Source organism: Quadrisphaera sp. INWT6 (genome assembly GCF_015390235.1).
GTDB lineage: Bacteria > Actinomycetota > Actinomycetes > Actinomycetales > Quadrisphaeraceae > Quadrisphaera.
The window spans coordinates 358,585-364,668 of record NZ_VUOH01000006.1 but is presented as its reverse complement, the minus strand read 5'-3'; the positions used below and the strand labels follow the sequence as shown (position 1 = coordinate 364,668).

The following is a 6,084-nucleotide window of genomic DNA, read 5'->3' as shown; positions in this document are numbered from 1 at the left end:
TCGAGCTGGGCGTGGAGAGCTCGGACCGCGCCGCGTCGGACCCGGCGGACGCCGCACCGTCGTCGTCGCCCGCCTCGCGCGCTGCGGCCTCGCGGGACGCCGCGTCGGCCGCCGCCTGGTCGAGCGCCGCCCGCTCCGTGGTCAGCGCCTGCTCGAGCCTGTCCCGCGCCTGCTGCAGCGAGCCGGCCAGGTCACCGGAGGAGCGCAGCTGCTCGCGCCGGCGGCGCACCCGCTCGCGCAGGGCGTCGAGCCCGCCGTCGCGCTCGTCGCGCTCACCCGGCGCCCCCTGGCGCAGGAGGTCGCGCAGGGCCTCCTGCAGCGAGCGCCCCTGCATGACGTCGCGGCCGATCGCGTCGACGGCGGCGCGCACGTCGTAGGGCGGGGCGAGCGGGTCCGCACCGCCGTCCCACGCCCCGTACCGGTAGGCCCTGCTCATCGGTGCGCCTCCTCAGCCGCCGTAGACGGCGCGGTCGCCGTGGCCGTCGCTGCCGGCCTCGACGTCCTTGGCCAGCCGGCGCGTCAGGTGCAGGCCCTCCAGCACCATCTCCACCCCGGCCGCCGCCTGCCCGGGGGTGGGCGCCTCGGGCAGGTCGAGCCGCGACAGCACCTTGGCGAGCCCGTCCACGCGCCCGACCTGCGAGAGCAGCTCGGCGCTGCTCACCAGCTCGCCGGTGAAGACGGTGCCGCCCTCGGCGACCAGCGTGGTGAAGCCCGACAGGTCCGCGCCGCCGAGCCGCGCGCGGAAGACCTCCGCCACGGCGGTGCGGAGCAGGTGCACGAGCACCTCCTCCTCGCGGCCCTCCTCGCCGGACTCGAACTCGACCTTGCCGCGCAGCGTCGGCACCACGCCGTAGGCGTCGCCGACGCGGGCCACGGGCTCGTCGCCGGTGAGCGCCGCGCGCCGCAGGGCCGCGCCCGACAGCGTCTCGGCCGCCGCGACGGCGAAGCGCGCGGAGACGCCGGAGCGCGCGTCGACGGCGGGCGACTCGCGCACCGCCCGCGTGAAGCGGGCCACCACCTCGAGCAGGTGGCGCGGCACGTCGGCCACCAGCTGCGCCTCCTGCGCCACGAGCTCGACCTCGAGGTCGACGTCGAGCGGGTAGTGCGTGCGCACCTCGGCGCCGAACCGGTCCTTCAGGGGCGTGATGATGCGGCCGCGGTTGGTGTAGTCCTCGGGGTTGGCGCTGGCCACGACGAGGACGTCGAGCGGGAGCCGCAGCGTGTAGCCGCGCACCTGGACGTCGCGCTCCTCCAGCACGTTGAGCAGCGAGACCTGGATGCGCTCGGCGAGGTCGGGCAGCTCGTTGACGGCGAAGATCCCGCGGTGGGTGCGCGGCACCAGGCCGAAGTGGATGGTCTCGGGGTCGCCCAGGGTCCGGCCCTCGGCGATGCGCACCGGGTCGACGTCGCCGATGAGGTCGCCGACGGACGTGTCCGGGGTCGCGAGCTTCTCGGCGTACCGCTCCGAGCGGTGCCGCCAGGCCACCGGCATCTCGTCGCCGAGCTCGCGGGCCCGCCGGGCGGAGGCCGGCGTGATGGGCTCCAGGGGGTGCTCGCCCAGCTCGGAGCCCTCGATGACGGGCGTCCACTCGTCGAGCAGCGCCACGAGCGAGCGGATCAGGCGGGTCTTGCCCTGGCCGCGCTCGCCGAGGAGCACGAGGTCGTGGCCGGCGAGCAGGGCCCGCTCGACCTCGGGCAGCACGGTGTCGTCGAAGCCGACGACGCCGGGGAAGCGCGGCTCCCCGGAGCGCATCCGCGCCAGGAGGTTCTCGCGCAGCTCGGCCTTGACCGAGCGGGGCTCCGCCTGCGGGAGCCCGCTGCTGCGCAGGGCCCCGAGCGTGGTGGGGAGGTCAGCGGGAGGGGTGGTCATCACGGACGGCGTGTGCGTCACCACCTCACGCTACGTCCGGATCGCCCGTGGCGCCCCACCCCGGATCCGCCCCCACCCCGGAGGGGAGGGGTGGGTGTCGCAGGGGCGTGCTGGGATGTGGGGGTGAGCGAGCAGAACGTCGAGTTCCCCAGCGGTGAGGGCACCGCCCACGGCTACCTCGAGCTCCCGCCCCGGGGTTCCGGTCCGGGCCTCGTGGTCATCCAGGAGTGGTGGGGCCTCACCAGCCACATCGCCGACCTGACCCGGCGCTTCGCCGCCGAGGGCTTCGTGGCCCTCGCCCCCGACCTCTACGGCGGCGCCACCACGCACGACGGCGCCGAGGCGATGCGCCTCATGCAGGAGCTCCCGGTCGACGGGGCCGCCCGCGACCTCGCCGGCGCCGTCGACCACCTGCTGGGCCGCCCCGAGGTCACCTCGGCGACCGTCGGCGTCGTCGGGTTCTGCATGGGCGGCGCCTTCGTGCTGACCCTGGCCGCCCAGCAGGGCGAGCGCGTGAGCGCGGCCGTGCCGTTCTACGGCCTGCCCGACGTCGGGGCCACCGACTACTCCGGCCTGCGCGCGGCGGTGCAGGGCCACTACGCCATCCGCGACCGGATCACCCGCGAGGCCGTCGAGGCCACCGCGGAGAAGATCCGCGAGCAGTCCGGCGTCGAGGCCGACGTCCGCTTCTACGAGGCCGACCACGCCTTCGTCAACGACGAGCGCCCCTCCTACGACGAGGCCTCGGCGACGGCCGCCTGGTCGGCGGCCGTCGCCTTCCTGAAGCAGCACGTCCGCTGACATGACGCCCGACCTGTTCAGCGGTGACGACGAGGACGACGACACCGGCTCCGGCGCCCCCACGTCGCGCTCGGTCCGCGCGCCCCTCGCCGTGCGGATGCGTCCGCGCACCCTCGACGAGGTCGCCGGCCAGCAGCACCTGCTCACCCCCGGTGCCCCGCTGCGGCGCCTGGTCGAGGGCGGCGACGGCCGCGCCGGGCCCGCCTCGGTGCTGCTGTGGGGTCCTCCGGGAACGGGCAAGACGACGCTCGCGCACGTCGTCGCCCGCGCACCGGGTGGCGCTTCGAGGAGCTGTCCGCCGTCACCGCCGGCGTCAAGGACGTGCGCCGCGTGCTCGACGCCGCGAAGACCGGCCGCGACCTGCACGACCGGCGCACCGTGCTCTTCCTCGACGAGATCCACCGGTTCACCAAGGCCCAGCAGGACGCGCTGCTCCCCGGCGTCGAGGAGCGCTGGGTGGTGCTCATCGCCGCCACCACGGAGAACCCGAGCTTCTCGGTCGTGAGCCCGCTGCTCAGCCGCTCCCTGCTGCTGCGCCTGGCGCCGCTCACCGACGACGACGTCCGCGCCCTCCTGCAGCGCGCCACCACCGACGAGCGGGGCCTGGCCGGCCAGGTGTCGCTGGACGACGACGCGCTCGCCCACCTCGTGCGGCTGTCCGGCGGAGACGCGCGCCGCGCCCTGACGGCGCTCGAGGCCGCCGCCGGCGTGGCGCAGGACGCCGGGGCCGACGTCGTCGACCTGGCCATGGCCGAGCGCGCCGTCGACATCGCCGCCGTCCGGTACGACCGCGGCGGCGACCAGCACTACGACGTCGCGAGCGCGCTGATCAAGAGCCTGCGCGGCTCCGACGTCGACGCCGCACTCCACTACCTGGCGCGCATGCTCGAGGCGGGGGAGGACCCGCGCTTCCTCGCCCGGCGGCTGGTCATCTCCGCCAGCGAGGACGTCGGCATGGCCGACCCCAGCGCCCTGCAGACCGCGGTGGCCGCGGCGCAGGCCGTGCAGCTCATCGGCATGCCGGAGGCGCGGATCGTGCTCGCGCAGGCCGTGGTGCACCTGGCGACCGCGCCCAAGAGCAACGCCGCCTACCTGGGGGTCGACGCCGCCGTCGCCGACGTGCGCGCCGGCCGTGGCGGCCCGGTGCCCGCCCACCTGCGCGACGCCCACTACGCCGGCGCCCAGAAGATCGGCCACGGCAAGGGCTACGTGTACGCCCACGACGCCCCGCACGGCGTCGCCTCCCAGCAGTACGCCCCGGACGACCTCGACGGCCGTGAGTACTACCGGCCCACCGAGCACGGCGCGGAGCGCGAGATCAGCGCCCGGCTGCAGCGGATCCGGGCGCTGCTCAGGAAGCGCTAGACCTGCGGTAATGTTCTCCGCTGGTGCTGCGCCGTCGTGCGCGCACCGCGTGGTCACCCCGGCCCGGCTGAGCCGGCCGGTGGGGGGCCGCCGTCGTTCGCCGGTCGTCCCGAGGATCCGCCACGGGAGCGCGACCGCGAGTGCCCACCCCGTTGAGGAGAGTCACCCGCTCGTGTCCCACTCCAGCCGCAACCGCCGCCAGGTCCGCCTGTCCCGCGCCCTCGGGGTGCCGCTCACGCCGAAGGCGGCGCGCTACTTCGAGGTCCGCCCCTACCCGCCGGGCGAGCACGGCCGCGCCCGTCGCCGCACCGAGTCCGAGTACGCCCTGGGCCTGCGCCAGAAGCAGCTGCTGCGCGCCCAGTACGGCATCCGCGAGGCGCAGATGCGCAACACCTTCGAGGAGGCTCGCCGCTCCCCGGGCCGCACCGGTGACGTGCTGGTCGAGCTGCTCGAGATGCGCCTCGACGCCCTCGTGCTGCGCTCGGGCCTGGCCCGCACCATCGCCCAGGCGCGCCAGCTCGTGGTGCACCGCCACATCCTGGTCGACGGCGTCCGCGTGGACCGCCCGTCGTTCCGCGTCTCGGTGGGCCAGATCATCTCCGTGCACGCCAAGAGCGCCCAGACCACGCCGTTCCAGGTCGCCGCTGCCGGCGCCCACCGCGACGTGCTGCCCACGCTCCCCGGCTACCTCGAGGTGCAGCTCGCCGACCTGAAGGTGCGCCTGGCGCGCCGCCCCACCCGCGACGAGGTCCCCGTGACCTGCGAGGTCTCCCGCGTCGTCGAGTTCTACGCGCGCTGAGCCCCGGCACCAGCCCGTCCGGAGCCCCCGTCCCGCACCTGCGGGGCGGGGGCTCCGTCGTGCTGGGGGTCGTGCCGGGGGTCGTGCCGGGGGTCGTGCTTGGGTGCGAGGACCACGCGGTCGCGCCCCTCGTGCTTGGCCTCGTACAGCGCGGCGTCGGCGCGCACCAGCAGCCGTGAGAGCGCCTCGACGTCCGGCGCGGTGTGCGTGGCCCCGGTGGAGAAGGCCACGCCGGCGCTCGTGGTGATGCGCAGCCCCCCGGGCAGGCTCGCGGCGGCGACGGCCAGGCGGACCTGGTCGGCGGCGGTGCGGGCGTCCTGCGGGCTCGCCCACGTGCCGATCCAGGCGAGCTCCTCCCCGCCCAGGCGCACCACGAGGTCGCCGTGGCGGGCCCGCTCCCGCAGGACGGCGGCGACGCCGACCAGCACCTGGTCGCCCGCGTCGTGCCCGTGGGTGTCGTTCACGCGCTTGAAGTGGTCGAGGTCGAAGACGCTGACCGCCACGCGGTGCCCGTCGGGCGCCTGCGCGCGCAGGCGCGGCAGCGCCAGGGCCATGCCGCGGCGGTTCAGCAGCCCGGTGAGGGGGTCGTGCGCGGCCTCCTCCTCGGCGCGGTCGGCGAGCTCGTGCAGGTCGCGCTGCGCGCCCGCGATGAGCAGGCACGCCCCGGCGGTGGTGGCGGTGGTGGAGAGCGCCACGAACAGGCCGAACGGTCCGGTGCCGGCCTGGGCCAGGACGAGCACCAGCTGGCACGCGAGCGCCGTCGAGCTGCCGAGCACCATCCACCACCCGCCGCAGAAGGCCACCACGGCCAGCGCGAGCGCCAGCAGCGCCGCCGAGATGAGGTACGGGTGGCCGGGGGAGCCGCTCAGCAGGCCGTTGGCGGTGAGGGCCACGGCGCCGAGGCCCAGGGCGAGGGCCGTCTCCCCGGTGGTGAGCCGGTGCCGGCGCGCCAGCCCCCAGCAGGTCACGGCCACCCAGACCACCAGGCTCGCGACGACGGGGGCCACGTGCACGGGGGTCCGTGTGAGCGAGACCAGCAGCAGGTGCACCCCGTGCAGCACCGAGGTCCACCCCCCGACCGCGGTGAGCAGGGCCCAGCGCTGCACGGCGGCGAGCGAGGGGCGGGCGGAGGTCACCCGACCTTGATCGACACCTCCGCTCGCGGGCTTGAGCGCCGTGATCACCTCCGCGCCCCAGCCACCCCTGCGGGCCTGCGCGGTAGGGTCGCCGGGCACCCTCGACCGGGTGG

At 76.1% G+C, this 6,084-nt stretch carries 4 protein-coding genes and 2 pseudogenes; 3 read left to right on the top strand and 3 right to left on the bottom strand.

Annotation, left to right across the window (positions count from 1 at the left end):
• Positions 1-436: pseudogene (locus tag F1641_RS19145) on the bottom strand (hypothetical protein); the annotation flags it as partial.
• 12 nt (positions 437-448) lie between these two features.
• Positions 449-1,870, bottom strand: a complete 1,422-nt coding sequence (locus F1641_RS19140) for a sigma 54-interacting transcriptional regulator (RefSeq protein WP_194908233.1) — start codon at positions 1,868-1,870, stop codon at positions 449-451.
• A 117-nt stretch (positions 1,871-1,987) separates the two neighbouring features.
• On the opposite strand from F1641_RS19140, the gene F1641_RS19135 reads away from it, so the two are divergent.
• The 3 genes and pseudogenes from F1641_RS19135 (at position 1,988) to rpsD (ending at position 4,835) form a co-directional block, all read left to right on the top strand.
• Complete coding sequence (locus tag F1641_RS19135) at positions 1,988-2,671, top strand: dienelactone hydrolase family protein (RefSeq protein ID WP_194908231.1); 684 nt, start codon at positions 1,988-1,990, stop codon at positions 2,669-2,671.
• Position 2,672: 1 nt separating this feature from the next.
• Positions 2,673-4,036, top strand: a pseudogene (locus F1641_RS23580) (replication-associated recombination protein A).
• A 172-nt stretch (positions 4,037-4,208) separates the two neighbouring features.
• Positions 4,209-4,835 carry a 30S ribosomal protein S4 gene (gene rpsD, locus F1641_RS19125; RefSeq protein WP_194908124.1) on the top strand — a complete coding sequence of 209 codons (627 nt, stop codon included), beginning with the start codon at positions 4,209-4,211 and terminating at the stop codon, positions 4,833-4,835.
• Here the strand turns inward: rpsD and F1641_RS19120 are convergent.
• Positions 4,823-5,971, bottom strand: coding sequence for a diguanylate cyclase (locus tag F1641_RS19120; RefSeq protein ID WP_194908118.1), 1,149 nt, complete (start codon positions 5,969-5,971; stop codon positions 4,823-4,825). The two genes, rpsD and F1641_RS19120, sit on opposite strands and share 13 nt — an antisense overlap.
• Positions 5,972-6,084 lie beyond the last annotated feature (113 nt).